The 15939-nt window shown below is 64.4% G+C and carries 15 protein-coding genes; 4 read left to right on the forward strand and 11 right to left on the reverse strand.

The genetic code is table 11. The annotated features are described in order from the left end of the window. A partial coding sequence (locus tag NKH01_RS21145; protein WP_353022191.1) for an AGE family epimerase/isomerase occupies window positions 1-866 on the forward strand: 866 nt, incomplete at its 5' end. Here NKH01_RS21145 and betB read toward each other — a convergent pair. The 6 genes from betB to NKH01_RS21175 are packed head-to-tail and all read right to left on the reverse strand — an operon-like array spanning window position 830 to window position 7355. After that, window positions 830-2293, reverse strand: coding sequence for a betaine-aldehyde dehydrogenase (gene betB, locus NKH01_RS21150; protein WP_023718435.1), 1464 nt, complete (start codon window positions 2291-2293; stop codon window positions 830-832). The two genes, NKH01_RS21145 and betB, sit on opposite strands and share 37 nt — an antisense overlap. A gap of 57 nt (window positions 2294-2350) precedes the next feature. Beyond that, window positions 2351-4003 carry a choline dehydrogenase gene (gene betA, locus NKH01_RS21155; protein WP_023718434.1) on the reverse strand — a complete coding sequence of 551 codons (1653 nt, stop codon included), beginning with the start codon at window positions 4001-4003 and terminating at the stop codon, window positions 2351-2353. Between the two features lie 3 nt (window positions 4004-4006). Further along, window positions 4007-5014, reverse strand: coding sequence for a pyridoxal-phosphate dependent enzyme (locus NKH01_RS21160; protein WP_502905907.1), 1008 nt, complete (start codon window positions 5012-5014; stop codon window positions 4007-4009). After that, window positions 5014-6543: a choline-sulfatase gene (gene betC / locus NKH01_RS21165; protein WP_353022194.1), complete on the reverse strand. Its 1530-nt coding sequence runs from the start codon at window positions 6541-6543 to the stop codon at window positions 5014-5016. The genes NKH01_RS21160 and betC overlap by 1 nt, the downstream gene beginning before the upstream one ends. After that, on the reverse strand, window positions 6540-7130 hold the full coding sequence (betI, locus tag NKH01_RS21170) for a choline-binding transcriptional repressor BetI (protein ID WP_353022195.1): 591 nt from the start codon (window positions 7128-7130) through the stop codon (window positions 6540-6542). The genes betC and betI overlap by 4 nt, the downstream gene beginning before the upstream one ends. 45 nt (window positions 7131-7175) lie before the next feature. Next, complete coding sequence (locus NKH01_RS21175; protein WP_353022197.1) at window positions 7176-7355, reverse strand: hypothetical protein; 180 nt, start codon at window positions 7353-7355, stop codon at window positions 7176-7178. On the opposite strand from NKH01_RS21175, the gene NKH01_RS21180 reads away from it, so the two are divergent. Together NKH01_RS21180 and NKH01_RS21185 are read left to right on the forward strand one after the other, a co-directional pair. Beyond that, window positions 7354-8520, forward strand: coding sequence for an acetyl-CoA acetyltransferase (locus NKH01_RS21180; RefSeq protein WP_352483649.1), 1167 nt, complete (start codon window positions 7354-7356; stop codon window positions 8518-8520). The two genes, NKH01_RS21175 and NKH01_RS21180, sit on opposite strands and share 2 nt — an antisense overlap. A 130-nt stretch (window positions 8521-8650) precedes the next feature. Continuing rightward, entirely contained in the window at window positions 8651-9655 is a 1005-nt protein-coding gene (locus tag NKH01_RS21185) for an asparaginase (RefSeq protein WP_353022199.1), read from the forward strand. Here NKH01_RS21185 and NKH01_RS21190 read toward each other — a convergent pair. After that, complete coding sequence (locus tag NKH01_RS21190) at window positions 9648-11024, reverse strand: TIGR03808 family TAT-translocated repetitive protein (protein ID WP_353022201.1); 1377 nt, start codon at window positions 11022-11024, stop codon at window positions 9648-9650. The two genes, NKH01_RS21185 and NKH01_RS21190, sit on opposite strands and share 8 nt — an antisense overlap. Before the next feature lie 121 nt (window positions 11025-11145). Here NKH01_RS21190 and NKH01_RS21195 point away from each other — a divergent pair, with 121 nt between their 5' ends. Continuing rightward, window positions 11146-11619 (forward strand): GreA/GreB family elongation factor, encoded by a 474-nt coding sequence (locus NKH01_RS21195; protein ID WP_352566519.1) that lies wholly within the window; start codon window positions 11146-11148, stop codon window positions 11617-11619. Here the strand turns inward: NKH01_RS21195 and NKH01_RS21200 are convergent. The 4 genes from NKH01_RS21200 to NKH01_RS21215 form a co-directional block, all read right to left on the reverse strand. Beyond that, the gene (locus NKH01_RS21200) at window positions 11616-12005 is read right to left on the reverse strand and encodes a type II toxin-antitoxin system death-on-curing family toxin (RefSeq protein WP_353022203.1); all 390 of its coding nucleotides are present in this window, start codon (window positions 12003-12005) and stop codon (window positions 11616-11618) included. The genes NKH01_RS21195 and NKH01_RS21200 overlap by 4 nt on opposite strands. Then, window positions 12002-12223, reverse strand: a complete 222-nt coding sequence (locus tag NKH01_RS21205; RefSeq protein WP_023718425.1) for an AbrB/MazE/SpoVT family DNA-binding domain-containing protein — start codon at window positions 12221-12223, stop codon at window positions 12002-12004. The genes NKH01_RS21200 and NKH01_RS21205 overlap by 4 nt, the downstream gene beginning before the upstream one ends. 64 nt (window positions 12224-12287) lie before the next feature. Next, complete coding sequence (gene scpA / locus NKH01_RS21210) at window positions 12288-14411, reverse strand: methylmalonyl-CoA mutase (protein ID WP_353022206.1); 2124 nt, start codon at window positions 14409-14411, stop codon at window positions 12288-12290. Then, on the reverse strand, window positions 14408-15850 hold the full coding sequence (locus NKH01_RS21215) for a methylmalonyl-CoA mutase subunit beta (RefSeq protein ID WP_352885408.1): 1443 nt from the start codon (window positions 15848-15850) through the stop codon (window positions 14408-14410). The genes scpA and NKH01_RS21215 overlap by 4 nt, the downstream gene beginning before the upstream one ends. Between the last annotated feature and the right edge of the window lie 89 nt (window positions 15851-15939).

Raw genomic sequence — 15939 nt, forward strand, 5'->3', positions numbered from 1 at the left:
GCACCGTCGCCGATGCCGCCGAGGATGCCTATGACCATTCCTGCGTGCTTCTGGCGCTGGCGCATGCCCATATGTGCGGCAATCCGGATGCATTGCGGCTTGGCGAGGAGACCTTTGCGTTCATCGACGCGCATCTCGAGGACGAACGCCTGACCGGCTTCCGCGAGACCTCGAGCGGCGAGGGCGAACGCCGCTCCAACCCGCACATGCATCTGCTCGAGGCGTTTTTGGCCTGGCATCAGGCGACCGGCGAGCGCGCCTATCTCCGCCGCGCCGCGCGCATCGTCGATCTGTTCCGCAGCCATTTCTTCGACCCGGAAAGCTGGACGCTGGGTGAGTATTTCGACAATGAATGGCGGCCAGCCCCTGGCGAGAAAGGCACGTGGACCGAACCGGGCCATCATTTCGAATGGGCCTCGCTGCTGGTCGACTTCGCGGGCCGCAGCGGCCAGAGCGGCTTGACCGGCCTCGCCAGGAAACTCTACGCGTCGGCGATTGCCAATGGCCTGAACCGCGCCACAGGCCTCGCCTACGGCGCCGTCTCGCGGCAAGGGCTGCCGCTCGACCGCGTCTCGCGCAGTTGGCCGCAGGCCGAAGCAATCAAGGCAGCGATCGCGCTGGACGGCTCGGGCGGTCCCGACCTGAAGCCGGAAATCGAGGCGCGTGTCGGCCGGCTGTTCCGCTGGCACATCAATCCGGCACCGCTCGGCCTGTGGATCGACCGCATCGACGAGCGTGGCCGCTCGCTGGCAAGCGAGGTGCCGGCCAGCATCTTCTACCATCTGGTCTGTGCGCTGACGCAGTATCTGGACGGTACGGCCCGCAAGGATCAGTACGGGCTGGCGACATCACCGGTCTCGACGTAGACCGACTTTAGCTGCGAATAGAGTGCCAATGCCGCGAGCGAATTCTCGCGGCCGATGCCGGACTGCTTGAAGCCGCCGAACGGGATTTCGACCGGCGTCAGATTGTAGGCGTTGATCCAGCAGGTGCCGGCCTGCAATTCGGCGATGACACGGTGGGCGCGCGCCAGGTCGCGCGTGAACACGCCTGCAGCGAGGCCGAATTCGGTGTCGTTGGCGCGCTCGATCACCTCGTCCTCGCTGTCGAACTTCAGCACGCTCATGACAGGCCCGAAAATCTCCTCGCGGGCGATGCGCATCGTGTCGGTGACACCGGTGAACACCGTCGGCTCGACGAAGAAGCCGCCCTGAAAACCCTGCAGCGAAGGCACATTGCCGCCGCAGGCGAGCACCGCACCATCCTGCTTGCCGGCCTCGATGTATGAGACGACCTTGTCGTGCTGCGCCTTCGAGACCAGCGGCCCCATCTGCGTGTCCTGGTCGAGCGGGTCGCCGATGCGGATTTTCTTGGTCCGCTCGGTCAGCCTTTCGACGAAACGGTCATGGATGCTGCGCTGCACGAAGACCCGTGTGCCGTTGGAGCAGATCTGACCGGTCGAATAGAAATTGCCGAGCATCGCGCCGCCGATGGCGTTTTCGAGGTTGGCGTCTTCGAAGACGATCAGCGGCGACTTGCCGCCGAGCTCCATCGTCGCGTGCTTCATCTTCGAGCCGGCGAGCGACAGCACCTTGCGGCCGGTCGGCACTGAGCCGGTCACCGAGACTTTGGCGACGACCTCATGGCCGACAAGGCCGGCGCCGACATCGCCAAAACCTTGCACGACATTGAACAGCCCGTCGGGCAGCCCGGCCTCGGTGTAGATTTCGGCGAGCGCCAGCGCTGAAAGCGGCGTGTTTTCCGACGGTTTGAACACCATCGCATTGCCCATGGCGAGGGCGGGTGCGGATTTCCAGCCGGCGATCTGGATCGGGTAGTTCCACGCGCCGATGCCGACGCAGACGCCGAGCGCCTCGCGCCTGGTATAGGCAAAGGGACCGCCGAGATCGACGGCCTCGCCATTAAAGGCGGCGACCGCGCCGCCGAAATATTCGAGGCAATCCGCCGCCGAAGGGGCGTCCGCAACCAGCGTCTCCTGGATCGGCTTGCCGGTGTCGAGCGTCTCGATACGCGCCAAATCGGCATTGCGGGCGCGCAAAATGTCGGCGGCACGGCGCAGTATGCGGCCGCGCTCGACCGGCTTCAGCCGTGCCCAGGCCGGCTGTGCCGCACGCGCGGCTTCGATCGCGAGTTCAAGCACGTTCGGCGTCGCCGAGCGCAGCATGGCAATGGTCTCGCCGGTCGCCGGATAGATGACCGGCAGCGGCGCGCCGCGCTCGTCGTCGATATAGCGGCCGTTGACATAATGCGATGCCGTTGGCTGGGCGCGCATGACTGTTCTCCAATCGTCTTTCGCGGCAGGCGGAATGTGCGTCCGCCGGATCATGGCCTATCTGTCCGACGCCTGCCAGCGCGGATTGATCCATGGTTCCTGGTTGGACGGCGCCAGCGGCGAGCGCCCGAGAACGTGGTCGGCGGCCTTCTCGCCAGTCATGATCGACGGCGCGTTGAGATTGCCATTGGTGACGCGCGGGAAGATCGAGGAATCGGCGACCCGCAGCCCTTCGACGCCGATGACGCGGCATTCCGGATCGACGACGCTCATCGCATCGTCGGCACGGCCCATCTTGCAGGTGCCGCAAGGGTGATAGGCGCTTTCGGCGTGGTCGCGGATGAAGGCGTCGAGCTCGTCGTCCGATTGTACGTGCGAACCCGGCGACAGTTCCTTGCCGCGGTAAGGATCGAAGGCCGCTTGCCCGAAGATCTCACGGGTCAGCCGGATGCAGTGGCGGAACTCCGTCCAGTCGTCCGGATGCGACATGTAGTTGAAGCGGATCACCGGCTTCGATTTGGGATCGGGCGAGCGCAGCGTGACCGAACCGCGCGACTTCGACCGCATCGGCCCGACATGCGCCTGGAAGCCATGCGCCTTCGCCGCCGCCTTGCCGTCATAGCGGACTGCTGCCGGTATGAAGTGATACTGGATATCGGGATAATCGACGCCGGCGCGCGAGCGCACAAAGGCGGCCGCCTCGAAATGATTGGTGGCGCCGAGGCCGGACTTGAAGAACAGCCACTGCGCGCCGATCAATGCCTTCGAGAACGGGTTCAAGATGGAGTTCAGCGTGATCGGCTTTGTCGATTCCTGCTGGATGTAGAGTTCCATGTGGTCCTGCAGATTGCGGCCGACGCCGGGCCGGTCGACAATCACCGGAATGCCGTTCTCTTTGAGGTGCTGGCCGGGGCCGATGCCGGACAGCATCAGGATCTTGGGCGAGTTGATCGAGGACGCGGCAACGATCACCTCACGCCGCGCTCTGATCACCTGAATCCGCTTGCGCGCTTCGATCTCGACTCCGGTGGCGCGTTGATTCTCGATGATTACCCGTCGGGCGAACCCCTTGACCAAGCTGACATTTTTCCGCCTGAGTGCCGGCCTGAGATAGGCGCTCGCCGCCGACCAGCGGCGACCGCCACGAATGGTCTGCTCCATCGGCCCAAAACCTTCCTGCTTCGCGCCATTGTAATCATCGGTCAGCTCGAAACCGGCCTGACGGCCTGCCTCGACAAAGGCGCCGTAGAGTGGATTGGTCCGCGAGCCGCGCTGCACAGTCAGCGGGCCGCCATGGCCGCGCCAGCCATTCTCGCCGCCATTGCTGTCCTCCATTCGCTTGAAGTACGGGAGCACGTCTGCGAAGCCCCAGCCGGCCGCGCCCTGTTCGGCCCAATGGTCGAAGTCGCGGGCATGGCCGCGCACATAGACCATGCCGTTGATCGAGGATGAGCCGCCGATGACCTTGCCGCGAGGCGTTGCCAGCACGCGGCCGCCGAGATGCGGCTCCGGCTCGCTGGCAAAGCCCCAGTCGTAGAGGCTCATGTTGAGCGGGATCGACAGCGCCGACGGCATCTGGATCAGCGGCCCGATATCGCTGCCGCCATATTCGATGACGATCACCGAATGCTTGCCGTCCTCCGACAGCCGGTAGGCCATGGCCGAGCCGGCCGAGCCGGAGCCGATGATGACGAAATCCGCTTCAAGCATGGTTCATGCGCGCCCATGGTTCATATGCGCAATGAAATCGGCCAGCGAGACGTTGCCGCCGGTTGCCACTACGAGAACGGTCTTGCCGGTCACGTCGACCTTGCCGCCGAGCAACGCCGCGAGCGAAGCAGCGCCCGAAGGCTCGAGCACCAGCTTCAGCCGCTCGAAGGCGATCCGCATAGCGCGCCGCACCGAAGCATCGTCGACGGTGACGCCGCGAACGCCGGCGGCCTTCGCAGCTGCGAACGGCGCGTCGCCCGGCCGCCGCGACATCAGCCCGTCGCAGATCGATTTCGGCCCGATCGGCATGGTTTCGATGGCGCCATGTGCCAGCGACGAGCCCATGCCGTCAAAACCTTCCGGCTCGACGCCGATGATCTTCGTGGCTGGCGACAGGTAGTGGAAGGCCAGCGAAACACCGCCGATCAGGCCGCCGCCGCCGACCGAGCAGAACAAAAGATCGGCCTCGGTTTGCCTGGCGGCGAGCTGGTCGAGGGCCTCCAGCCCGGCACCGGCCTGGCCGGCGACGATCTCCGGATCGTCGAACGGGTGCAGCAGCGCCAGGCCTTCGCTCGCGGCGATCTCGCGCGCCCTGGCGGCAGCGACTTCCTCACGCGCGCGCTCGCCATGGTCGGTCAGCACGACGTGCGCGCCGTAGCCCGATGTGGCGTCGCGCTTGGCGGCCGGCGCGTCGATCGGCATGACGATGGTGACGGGAATGCCGAGCGCCTGGCCCGCCGCCGCCAGCCCTTGCGCGAAATTGCCGGAGGAATAGGCGACGACGCCCTTTTTGGCTTCGTCAGGCGACAGCCGCTTCAGCCGCCAGTAGGCGCCGCGCACCTTGAACGATCCTGCCCATTGCAGCGACTCGGCCTTGACGAAGAAGCGGGCGGCGCCGGTCTCGCGGGCGAGTGCCGCCGATTCCAGCAGCGGCGTGATCTGCGTCGCCTTGGAGGTGGCGGCATAGGCCTGCCTGAGATGGTCGAGCGAGGGGACGAGACTGTCTGCCATCATTTGCCTCGCGGAAAGCGCTTCTGCTCTTCGAGCAGGTCGAGGTTCATGTGATTGCGCATGTAGCGCTCCGATGCTTTCTGCAGCGGCTGGAATTCCCAAGGGTAGTGGGTGCCGTTGCGCAGCGCCGGGTAGACCACCCAGCGGCGTGCCTGGCTGGCACGCACCGCGGCATCGAACGCCGCCATGTCCCAGCGCTCCCGCACCTTGCCGGTGAAAGCCGCCACCAAAGCCGCATTGGCCGGATCGGCGGCGAGGTTGGTCAATTCCAGCGGATCCGATTCAAGATCAAACAGTTGCGGCGGATCGATCTCGCAATGGATGAATTTGTAGCGGCCCTCGCGCATCGCCACCATCGGCGCGTTCGAGCCTTCGGCTGCATATTCCATCAGCGCCGGCGCGGAGCGTTTCCTTCCGTTCAGCAGCGGCAGTAGCGACTGGCCGTCGGTCCACGGCGCAATCGCGCTGATGTCGATGCCGGCGAGATCGCAAAGCGTCGGCGTCACGTCGAGGTTGGAGACCGGCGTGTCGATCAGCCCGGTGTGTATGCTCTTGCCGGCGATCATCAGCGGCACCCGCGCCGAACCTTCGAAGAAGCACATCTTGAACCACAGGCCGCGCTCGCCGAGCATGTCGCCGTGGTCCGAGCAGAACAGGATGACCGTGTCGTCGAGCATGTGCGTGCGCTCGAGCACCGACAGCAACTCGCCGAGCTTGTCGTCGAGATAGGAGATATTGGCGAAATAGCCGCGCCGCGCGCGGCGGATCTGCTCCGCGGTGATGTCAAAGCTATCATAGTCGCTGGCGCGGTAGAGCCGCTGCGAATGCGGGTCCTGCCTGTCGTAGGGAATGAAGCCGATCTCGGGCTCGAGCGCCGGGCAATCCTCGTAGAGGTCCCAGTAGCGCCGCCGTGCGACGTAGGGATCGTGCGGATGGGTGAAGGAAACCGTCAAGCACCAGGGCCGATGTGCGACGTCGTCGGAGACGCGGGCAAGATCGTAGAGCTTCTGCACCGCATGGAAGGCGACCTCGTCGTCATATTCCAGCTGGTTGGTGATTTCGGCAGTTCCGGCACCGCTCACTGAGCCCAGATTGTGATACCACCAGTCGATCCGCTCGCCGGGCTTGCGATAGTCCGGCGTCCAGCCGAAATCGGCCGGATAGATGTCGGTGGTCAGCCGTTCCTCGAAGCCGTGCAACTGGTCCGGCCCGACGAAATGCATCTTGCCGGAGAGGCAGGTGTGATAGCCGGCGGCGCGCAGATGATGGGCAAAGGTCGGGATCGACGAGGTGAATTCGGCGGCGTTGTCATAGACCCCGGTGCGTGACGGCAATTGGCCGCTCATGAATGCGGCCCGGCCCGGCGCGCAGAGCGGCGAGGCGGTGTAGTTGTTGCAAAAACGCGCCGAACGCGCGGCGAGCGCCTTCAGATGTGGCGCGTGCAGGAAGTCTGCCGGCCCGTCTGGAAACAGCGTTCCGTTGAGCTGATCGACCATGACGATCAGGATGTTGGGTCGCTTGGATGTCACTGCTTCTGCCGTCCGCTAAGCTTCATTTCGAGATAGTCCTCAACCAGTGCGATCGCGGTCGCGGCATCGGGCACGCCGTCCTTCAGCGCGCGCCTGATATAGAGCCCGTCGATCAGCGCCGCCGTCGCTTCGGCAACCCGGTCGGCCTCGCTTCTCGGCAGGATGCCGGTCAGCCCGCTGAGCAGATTGGAATGCAGCCGCCGTGCATAGACCTTGAGCAGCCGGCGAAGTGCTGCCGATTTCTGCGCCTCGACATAGAAGGCGAGCCAGGCGGCGATCGTTTCCGGCTGGAACTGGACGTCGGAGAAATTGACCGCGACCACTGCCGAGACGCGCTGGCGCGCCGTGCCGGCCGTGCGAAGCGCGCGCCGCGTATCGGCGGTGAGCCCGCTCAGGATGTGCCGCATCGTCGCCAACAGCAATTCGTGTTTGGCGCCGAAATAATGGTGGGCAAGCGCCGAGGACACGCCGGCGCGCCCGGCGATTTCCGACATCGTGACATCAAGCGAACCGCGCTCGCCGATCGCCGAGATCGTTGCATCGATAAGCGCCCTGCGGCGCAACGGCTCCATTCCGAGTTTCGGCATTCTTGCTCCAGCCTGTTGGGATAAAGATTATTTTTTATTGACGCATCAATCAACAAAAAATTCAGCCTGATTTGCTGGCAAACGCCAGGCATTATGACCAGATATCAAGATCAAGCGATTGTGCGGTTCTGGCCCCTTCACGAAACCGGCGGAACGGTTCATCCTTGAACAATGCCGAGCGGCCGCGACATCGCGCAGCCGGGCCTGCAGGATGGAGATCGCCATGACAGCATGCATCGTCGGTTGGGCGCATTCGCGCTTTGGCAAGCTCGAAGGCGAGACGCTGGAGGGCCTGATCACCAAGGTGGCGGTCGAGGCGCTTGATCATGCCGGCATCGGTCCAGATGACGTCGACGAGATCGTGCTCGGCCACTTCAACGCCGGGTTTTCCGCCCAGGATTTCACCGCGAGCCTGGTCCTCCAGGCCGACGACCGGCTGCGCTTCAAGCCGGCGACCCGCGTCGAGAATGCCTGCGCCACCGGCTCGGCGGCGGTCAGGCAAGGCATCCGCGCCATCGACGCCAATGCCGCCCGTATCGTGCTGGTGGTCGGCGCCGAGCAGATGACGACGACGCCCGGTCCCGAGATCGGCAAGAACCTGCTCAAGGCCTCGTATCTGCCGGAGGACGGTGACACGCCGGCTGGCTTTGCCGGCGTCTTCGGCAAGATCGCCCAAGCCTATTTCCAGCGCTACGGCGACCAGTCGGACGCGCTGGCGATGATCGCCGCCAAGAACCACAAGAACGGCGTCGACAACCCCTACGCGCAGATGCGCAAGGATTTCGGCTACGAGTTCTGCCGGCAGGAAAGCGAAAAAAACCCCTTCGTCGCCGGTCCGCTGAAGCGCACAGACTGCTCGCTGGTTTCGGACGGCGCCGCCGCCCTTGTCCTCGCCGACACGGCGACGGCGCTGAAGATGCGCCGCGCCGTCGCCTTCCGCGCCAATGAGCATGTGCAGGATTTCCTGCCAATGTCGAAGCGCGACATCCTCGCGTTCGAAGGTTGCGAGCAGGCCTGGAACCAGGCGCTGAAGCAGGCCGGCGTGACGCTCGGCGACCTGTCCTTCGTCGAGACGCATGACTGTTTCACCATCGCCGAGCTGATCGAGTATGAGGCGATGGGCCTGGCCAAGCCGGGCGAGGGCGCCAAGCTGGCCTTGGATGGCGATACGGCGAAAGACGGAAGGCTGCCGGTCAATCCGTCCGGCGGGCTGAAGGCCAAGGGCCACCCGATCGGTGCCACCGGCGTATCGATGCATGTGCTTACCGCCATGCAACTCGTCGGCGAGGCGGGCGGCATCCAGGTGCCGGGAGCAAAGCTCGGCGGCATCTTCAACATGGGCGGCGCGGCGGTCGCCAACTACGTTTCCATTCTCGACCGGATCAGATAAAAGCGGCCCCGCATTACAGCGCGCGCGCCGCATCGCGCGCGCAAAAGGGCGCTATATCGCTTTGATTTTGCGCATGATCCTTTTCGAAAATTGATTCCGAGTTTCGAGATCATGCGCTAGCGGGGAATTCATGACAAATCCGGTTCTGGTCGAAGTTTTGCGCGGCGCTATCGTCGAGAGCGCGCATCGCGGCGCTGTTGCCGTCTTCGACGCCGACGGCAAGCCTGTCTGGGAGATCGGCGACACGGCACAACCGGTGTTCCCGCGTTCGGCGGTCAAGGCGATCCAGGCGTTGCCGCTGGTCGAGAGCGGCGCTGCCGATGCCTACGGCTTCGGTGACCGGGAGCTGGCACTGGCCTGCGCCTCGCATTCCGGCGAGCCGCCACATGTCGAGCTCGCGAGGGTTATGCTGGCGAAGGCCGGCCTGGACGAGACGGCACTCGAATGCGGCGCGCATTGGCCGTCGAGCCATGGGGCGACGCTGGCGCTTGCCCGCGCCGGCAGCGTGCCGAACGCGCTGCACAACAATTGTTCCGGCAAGCACTCAGGCTTCCTATGCACCTGCGTTCACAGCGGCATCGCCCATCGCGGTTACGTCAAGGCTGGCCATGCTTCGCAGGAGATGGTGCGCGAAGCGATGCAGGCGGTGACCGGTGCTGCCCATGACGCCGATCACCGTGGCACTGACGGTTGCTCGATTCCGACCTATGCCGTGCCGCTGCGCAGCTTTGCGCTTGGCTTTGCCCGCATGGCGACAGGCGCCAGCTTCGAGCCGGTGCGCGCCCGGGCGGCGAAGCGGCTGCTTTCCGCCTGCATGGCCGAGCCGTTTTTCGTCGCCGGCACTGGCAGGTCCGACGTCGCGATGATGGAGGCCGCGCCCGGCCGGATCTTTGCCAAGGGGGGCGCCGAGGGCGTCCATTGTGCCGCCCTTCCAGAGCTTGGCCTTGGCATCGCGCTGAAATGCGACGACGGCGCCGGCCGCGCAACTGAAGTCATGCTCGCGGCCGTGCTGTCAAAGCTTTTGCACGCAGACCAGCCGCTGGCGGCAAAGCTGATCGAACAGGCAAATCCGCCTATCGAAAGCCGGATCGGCGCCAAAGTCGGCGCGCTCCGGCCCACCGCCGCCCTCAACTGACGTGATTGCGCTCGACGGTCAAATGCGCATAGCCGGCATTGCCTGACGCGGCGAGGTCGCCGGTCACCGGCTCGGCCCAGCGCTGGCCGACGATCGCGCCGTTCTGGACTCCGTCGATGACATTGTCGGAGATGATTGCCGTCCCGGCACCTTCGACCACGGTGACGACGATGCCGGTCCCCGCCTTGCGGATGATGTTTCCCGTGGCGATCACATTGCGCATGAACGGTCCCCAGCCGATCTGCATGCCGTAAAGCGGCGCATTCTCAACGACATTGCCGGAAACGGTGGTGTCTGCCTCGACGCTGATGCCGACGCCGAAGCCGGGCGCATCGGCAGGGTAGGGGCCGCTGGTCGACAGGTTGCGGACGATGTTGCCGGAGCAGACCCCCATGCGGCCGCCTTCGTTGAAATTGACGATCGAAATACCGTTCGCAGCACTATCGACGATGTTGTTGCTGATGATGGCGCCTTCGAATGAGAATTCGGAATACACGGCCGTTTCGCCCGAGCGCGAGCAGGTGTTGCCGGTGATCTGCAAATTGCTGGCACTGTTGGCGCGGATAGCCGAAAACGCGCAATCCGAAACAATATTGCCGGAGATGATGACATTGCCGGCGCGGAAGGCATTGATGCCGTTGCCGTTCTGGCCGGTTCCGCCGTTGCGTGCCTGGATGCGTTCGACGCGGTTGCCGCTGACGATGGTACCATCTTCCGCCACCTGCCAGCGGTGCACCAGAATGCCGCCATTGGCGCAGTCGGAGACGCTATTGCCTGATATTTCCAGGCCATCGGCCTCGACCGAATAGATGCCGGCATCGGCCGCACCGGATATCTCCGAGCGCTGGATACGACCCGAGGCGTGTTCGAGTGCCAGACCATTCTTGCCGCTGCCGTTAAGCTGGCAATTGTCGACGACCAGATGGGCGATGCGGCGCAGATCGAGCAGGCCTTGCGTATAATCGCCCATCCAGTGCTTGCTGCCGTCGAACACCAGTCCACTGAGTTCGATATGCTCGGCCTGTTCCGCCATGATGAGATGGCCGTTGCCGCCATAGACGATCCGCGATGCGCCCGCCACGCCGGACAGGCGCACGCGGCCGGGCAGCGACAGGTTGGAAACGATATACGTCCCCGGCGGCAGGAACACCGGCATGTCGCGAACGTGCGCTTCGCGCAGCAGCTTGGTGAAAGCCTTGCTCTGGTCCTCAAGCGCGCCGGGCCGGACGCCGAGATCGGTCGCATTGATCGCCCCGCGCATCGCGGCTTTGTCGATGCCGGACAGGTTTTCCGCCGCTGCCTTGCCGAGCGAAAGCCCCATGACTGCAAAGCCAGCGGTCTGCGTAAGCAGCGTTCGTCTGTTCAACATCGGCACAGATCCCTGGCGTTCAAAGATCATGTCGCAGGATTCGTGCCAGACGGGATCGGCCCCGAGGTCGGTTTGCCGGCTATGGCTTGTGGAGTCGTCGCGCCGGGCCTAAGTTCATCGGATGAGCAGGGCCTTCACCCGCGAGGAAGACAGCGAAAACGCCATTGCCGGCATCGGCGAGCGGCCGATCAGCCATCACCGCAATCTGGTGACGGAACGCGGCTTGGCGCTGATCGATGCTGAGGTGGCCGCTCTGCGCGACGAACTGGGCAGAGCCGAGAAGAGGGCCGACCGGGAGCGCATCGCGCTGGTCTCGCGCGATCTTCGCTATTGGACGGCGCGGCGGGAAAGCGCCGAGCTTTCCGTGCCGGAACCGGGCAGCGACATGGTTCGCTTCGGCATGGGCGTCACACTGGAAAGCGACGACGGCAAGAAGGTGCACTGGAAGATCGTCGGCGAGGACGAAGCCAATCCGGCCAAGGGGACAATTTCCCATATGTCGCCGATGGCGATGGCCCTGTTCGGCAAGAAGGTCGGCGAAGTTGCCGTGGTCAATGGCAAGGAATGGGAGATCGTCAAGCTCTCCGATAGTTAGTCTTCGAGCTTGACGACATGATCGCGGAAGAACGCCGCGGCACCGGCCTCGTCGATTTCACCGGCGGCGGCGCCCATGACAAATTCGTAGATCGTGCCGTCATTGGCCGTCAGGCCGCAACCGTTCACAATCAGAAATGCGCCGGCCGCGACGATGGCGGTGCGTTTGTTGCCGTCGACAAAGGCATGATTTCGGGAGATGCCGAAGACATAAGTGGCTGCGAGTTCTTCAACCGACGGGTCTCTGTAGTTCGCCTTGTTCTCGGCGCGGGCGAGCGCCGATTCAAGGGCATTTTCATCCCTCAAGCCTTGTGCTCCGCCGTGTCGGCGCAACTGCTCGGCGTGCATCGCTTCGACTGCACGCCGCGTCAGAAACGCCCAGCTCATTCCGCGAGCTTCTGAAGCGCGACCTTGTATTTGTCCATGACCTCGCGGGCAGCTTTCATTTGCCGCTCGAAGCTGTCGTCCACCGGCTTCAGCGCAAGACCGTCACCTGTTTCAACGATTTGAAGCTGGTCGCCGGCCTTCAGGTTCAGACGATCGAGAATCTCCCTCGGCAGGATCACGCCTTCGGAATTGCCGATCTTGCGAATGGTCGTGTTCATGGTGAGATATCCCGTTGCAACGACTCAGCGCGTTTCTCGTTGCAACAGACATTATAACAAGGCGTCAGCCGGCCTGCAGCAGCCGGTCCATCAGCCGGTCCGCCGCTTCGGGGATGACTGTGCCGGGTGGGAATATCTCAGTGGCGCCTGCCTGCCGGACTGCATCGTAATCCTGGGGTGGGATGACGCCGCCGGCGACGATCAGCATGTCGTCGCGGCCGAGCTTCTTCAGCGCCTGTTTGAGTTCGGGAATGAGCGTCAAATGTCCTGCCGCCAGCGACGAGGCGCCGACGATGTGCACGTCATGCTCGACCGCCAGTTTGGCGATCTCGTCCGGCGTCTGGAACATCGGCCCAACGGTGACGTCGAAGCCGAGATCGGCAAAGGCGGTGGCGATCACTTTCTGGCCGCGATCATGGCCGTCTTGCCCCATCTTGGCGACCAGAATACGCGGCTTGCCGCCGGACTTCTCCTCGAACGCTACGACCTTGTCCTGCAGCCGGTCGACCACCGGATTGTCGCCAAGCGCGTTGCGATAGACGCCGGAGATCGTCTGCACCGAGGCGACATGGCGGCCGAAGACCTTTTCCAGCGCCAGCGAAATCTCGCCGACCGTGGCATTGGCGCGCGCCGCCCGGATGGCGAATTCCAGCAGGTTTTCGTTACTCCCGGCAGCACGGGTCAGCGCATCGAGCGCGCTCTCGACGGCGGCGACGTCACGCGTGCCTTTCAGCCGCTGCAGCTTCGACAATTGCCGCGCCCTGACTTCCGCGTTGTCGATCCTCAGCACGTCGACTTCGATGTCCGTGCCGGGACGGTGGGCATTGACGCCGACCACGATCTGTTCGCCGGAATCGATGCGCGCCTGGGTGCGCGCGGCAGCCTCTTCGATGCGCAGCTTCGGTAGGCCCTTTTCGATCGCCGCGGCCATGCCCCCGAGGCTCTCGACCTCCTCGATATGGGCGAGCGCGCGCGCCGCCAGATCATGCGTCAGCCGCTCGACATAGGCCGAGCCGCCCCACGGGTCGATGCTCCGGGTCGTGCCGGATTCCTTCTGCAGGATGAGCTGTGTGTTGCGGGCGATGCGGGCCGAATGATCGGTCGGCAGCGCCATTGCCTCGTCGAAGGAATTGGTGTGCAGCGACTGCGTGTGGCCTTGAGTCGCCGCCATGGCCTCTATCATGGTGCGGATGATGTTGTTGTAGGGGTCCTGCGCCGTCAGCGACCAGCCCGAAGTCTGGCAATGGGTGCGCAGCGACAGCGAGCGCTCGTCCTTCGGCGAAAAGTTCTTCAGCATCAGGCTGGCCCACAAAAGGCGCGCTGCTCTCAGCTTCGCGACTTCCATGAAGAAATTCATGCCGATCGCCCAGAAAAACGAGAGGCGCGGCGCGAAACGGTCGATGTCGAGGCCGGCCGCGACGCCGGCGCGGGCATATTCGATACCGTCGGCAATCGTGTAGGCGAGCTCGAGATCCGCCGTCGCACCCGCCTCCTGCATATGGTAGCCGGAGATCGAGATCGAATTGAACTTCGGCATATGCTTCGACGTGTAGGAAAAAATGTCCGACACGATCCGCATCGAAGGTTTTGGCGGATAGATGTAGGTGTTGCGCACCATGAACTCTTTCAGGATGTCGTTCTGAATGGTCCCAGTGAGGTCCTTCTGCGCGACGCCCTGTTCCTCCGCCGCCACGATGTAGAGCGCCATGATCGGCAGCACCGCGCCGTTCATCGTCATCGATACCGTCATCTCGTTAAGCGGGATGCCCTCGAACAGCTGGCGCATGTCGAGAATGGAATCGATGGCGACGCCGGCCATTCCGACATCGCCGGCGACGCGCGGATGGTCGCTGTCGTAGCCGCGATGCGTGGCGAGATCGAAGGCGACCGACAGGCCTTTCTGGCCGGCGGCAAGGTTGCGCCGGTAGAAGGCGTTGGACTCTTCGGCCGTCGAGAAGCCGGCATATTGCCGGATCGTCCAGGGTTGCTGGACATACATCGTCGGATAGGGGCCGCGCACGAAGGGCGGCAGGCCCGGATAGGTATCGAGATGCGGCAAGCCCTTGAGATCGCCCTGGTTGTAGAGATGCTTGACGGCGATGCCTTCCGGCGTCATCCGCTGGCCTTTGACCTCGACCGGCGCCCGCCGTGGCGGCGACCAGCCGATCTGGCTGAAATCGGGGATCATGGTACGGCTCCGATCGACTGATCGATGCGGATCGGAAACAGCGGCTCGCACACCGCAACGCCTTCGGTGAAGGCTGGCCGCCGCTCCGCCGCCAGCGTCTCGACCGGACGCTCGGTTTTCGACGGGTGCAGCGTCGTGCCGACGATCGCCCGTTCGCCCGCCTGGTAGGCAGCGTTGCGGCGGGCGGAAGCTGCCTGCACGCGTCTCTGGACGTGGCCTTGTTCGAGGCTGGTCAGCACGCCGCCTTCCGCCTCGATCTGCTGGAACTCCTGCCAGGCCGCCGCGCAGAGCTCCGCAGTCAGGGCTTCGACGGCGCCCGAACCGCAAGCCGGATCGGCGACGTGGTCGATGTGGCTTTCATTGGCCATGATCAGTTGCGCGTTGCGGGCAACGCGGCGTGCAAAACCCGCGGGCAGGCCGTGCGCGATGGTATGCGGCAGGATGGCGATCGAATCCGCTCCGCCGGCGGCAGCGGCAAAAGCGGCGATGGTGGTGCGCAGGATGTTGGTTTCCGGGTCGGCCGCCGTCATCATCCTGAAGGAGGTTTCGGCATGGATGCTGGCGGTGGAGGGCGGTATCGAGCAGGCCTCCTGGACACGCGCCCACAGTCTCCGTAACGCCCTGACCTTGGCCGTCGACACGAACTGGTCCTGGTCGACGCTGAGCGCAAAACCGATATGCGGCGCCGCATAGACAAGCGGCTGGCGCGCCTTCTCGAACAGCCTCAAATAGGAGACTGCCGAGGCGAGCATCGTGCCAAGCTCCTGCGCCTCGGTTGCGCCGGCATTGTGGAACACCCGCCCGTCGGCTTCCAGCAGCACGCCGGGCACCCCCATCGAAAAGAAATGCGCCAGCGACTGCGGCATCGATGCCTGCAAAGCTTCGATCGACATGCGCAGCCTGCCGGTCCCGGCAAATATCGCCGCCGGATCGATGCCGAAGGAGAGGTTGAGCTTTGCCGGGTCGGAGCGGCGCTTGGTCAAGAACGCCACCAGCCAGTCGGCCACGGCGCGGCTCCAGGGATGGGCATCGATGCGGATCTGGATGCGGTTGAGCGGCACGCCGTCGAGCACGCCCTCCAGCGCCTCGGCCGTCCTCGGCAAGCCATAGCCGAAGGCGTTCGGCGCGCCTTCGAAGACAAGCGACAGTCCGGTAGCACCCTGCGCGACGTCTTCCAGCGCCTGTGCCCTGGCGCGGACTATGTCCGGATCGTCGATACGCTGGCTGACGATCCACGGTGATCCCGGGTTGGCGCGCACGACAGGCTCGGCGGTGACCGAACGCTCGTAGAGCGGCTCGATGCGGATGGCGTCGTCCGTATGCGAGACGAGCTTTTCCTCGAAGGAACCGCCGGCCAGCGCTTTCTCCGCCAGCGCCAGCCATCGTTGCCGGTCGGCGTTCGGAAGGTCGGCATCATGGGTCAAGGCACCGGCGCCCATCCGTTCTCCTCGTTCTAGTGGCCGTGTCAGCCTACTATGTCAGTCTACGGTCCCCGGTCCCATATCACAATGCAGCACACATGCCGTGC

The sequence above is a fragment of the Mesorhizobium sp. M1403 genome (assembly GCF_040317695.1).
In the GTDB taxonomy this organism is placed as follows: Bacteria; Pseudomonadota; Alphaproteobacteria; order Rhizobiales; family Rhizobiaceae; genus Mesorhizobium.

What these genes read in the sequence shown, in the direction of transcription:
- betB (WP_023718435.1), bottom strand. Translation starts at nt 2,293, where the DNA reads ATGCGCGCCCAGCCAACGGCATCGCATTATGTCAACGGCCGCTATATC.
- betA (WP_023718434.1), bottom strand. Translation starts at nt 4,003, where the DNA reads ATGCTTGAAGCGGATTTCGTCATCATCGGCTCCGGCTCGGCCGGCTCG.
- NKH01_RS21160 (WP_502905907.1), bottom strand. Translation starts at nt 5,014, where the DNA reads ATGGCAGACAGTCTCGTCCCCTCGCTCGACCATCTCAGGCAGGCCTAT.
- betI (WP_353022195.1), bottom strand. Translation starts at nt 7,130, where the DNA reads ATGCCGAAACTCGGAATGGAGCCGTTGCGCCGCAGGGCGCTTATCGAT.
- NKH01_RS21180 (WP_352483649.1), top strand. Translation starts at nt 7,354, where the DNA reads ATGACAGCATGCATCGTCGGTTGGGCGCATTCGCGCTTTGGCAAGCTC.
- NKH01_RS21175 (WP_353022197.1), bottom strand. Translation starts at nt 7,355, where the DNA reads ATGGCGATCTCCATCCTGCAGGCCCGGCTGCGCGATGTCGCGGCCGCT.
- NKH01_RS21185 (WP_353022199.1), top strand. Translation starts at nt 8,651, where the DNA reads ATGACAAATCCGGTTCTGGTCGAAGTTTTGCGCGGCGCTATCGTCGAG.
- NKH01_RS21190 (WP_353022201.1), bottom strand. Translation starts at nt 11,024, where the DNA reads ATGTTGAACAGACGAACGCTGCTTACGCAGACCGCTGGCTTTGCAGTC.
- NKH01_RS21195 (WP_352566519.1), top strand. Translation starts at nt 11,146, where the DNA reads ATGAGCAGGGCCTTCACCCGCGAGGAAGACAGCGAAAACGCCATTGCC.
- NKH01_RS21200 (WP_353022203.1), bottom strand. Translation starts at nt 12,005, where the DNA reads ATGAGCTGGGCGTTTCTGACGCGGCGTGCAGTCGAAGCGATGCACGCC.
- NKH01_RS21205 (WP_023718425.1), bottom strand. Translation starts at nt 12,223, where the DNA reads ATGAACACGACCATTCGCAAGATCGGCAATTCCGAAGGCGTGATCCTG.
- scpA (WP_353022206.1), bottom strand. Translation starts at nt 14,411, where the DNA reads ATGATCCCCGATTTCAGCCAGATCGGCTGGTCGCCGCCACGGCGGGCG.
- NKH01_RS21215 (WP_352885408.1), bottom strand. Translation starts at nt 15,850, where the DNA reads ATGGGCGCCGGTGCCTTGACCCATGATGCCGACCTTCCGAACGCCGAC.